General features: G+C 44.8%; 1 protein-coding gene and 1 pseudogene. Both read right to left on the bottom strand.

Annotation, left to right across the window (positions count from 1 at the left end; genetic code table 11):
- A pseudogene (locus A3766_RS18685) lies at window positions 1-266 on the bottom strand (hypothetical protein); the annotation flags it as partial.
- A 14-nt stretch (window positions 267-280) separates the two neighbouring features.
- A partial coding sequence (locus A3766_RS18690) for a pyridoxal-phosphate dependent enzyme (RefSeq protein ID WP_156508976.1) occupies window positions 281-928 on the bottom strand: 648 nt, incomplete at its 5' end.

Consider the following 928-nt stretch of genomic DNA (forward strand, 5'->3'; position numbering starts at 1 on the left):
GGCCAAAAGATAATGAGGAGCACAAGCATGATCAGCGAATTGAAGCTGATTCTAGCGATATTGGGCCAGAAATATTTTCTTACCTGGAAGGGTTTGTCTTGAATTTTATAGGGCTTTGCCCAATCTGGGTCAAGCCAAGCAAGAATTGTCCAGGGGGTGGCAACGACAAGAAAAGTACCGACACTCAGGGCGAGTGTCGCGACGGGAAAGGCTAAAAACATAGGGTCTTGATACAGTTCAAATAGTTCGTTGAGTTGTTCTATCATTGTTCGTTAGTCCCTTATAGGCTCGTGTTGGGTGTCAGTAGTGCTTTAAGCTCTTGGGGGAGTGCATAGGTTTTTGAACTAGCTGGTAGCAGATTGGTGTCACGAGAGTTGAACGTGTGCCAATAGACAAAAGTTTTATCTTTCTCGGCTTGAGCGTGACTCAGTACTGCTGCCGCAGTTTTCGCTGTATAGGTTGATTCGAGGTTTATATGATGAGCTGCAAATAGCTTGAGCGCGGCCTTACTTGCTGTGGTGCTTAAACCGTAGCCATCACCGAAAAAATAATTGTTTAAGTGTATTTGGGGCGCTTTTTTTATTTCCAGCTTGTCGGATCGATGCTTTAAATAATTAGCCGTTCTCATCATCAGTTTAGCAATAGTTTTATCTGTGCAAGTTTCAATGGGGCCGAGATGCGATGGGGCGACACGAACGCCAATGACTTTGGTTTTTAGTCCCAGTAAGTTACAGCCAAGGGTCAAGCCGGCAAGTGTTGCGCTAGAACCCACAGGACAGTATAGATAGTCAGGTTCGGGAATTAACTGAGCATCAATTTGCATTTTCAGTTCAAAAGCAGCATTGACGAAGCCGAGGCAGCCAACAACATTTGAGCCTCCTGCGAACAAGCTATAAGTCTGCCTTTTCTCAAACAAGCTTCGTTGATA

Source organism: Oleiphilus sp. HI0132, from assembly GCF_001635845.1.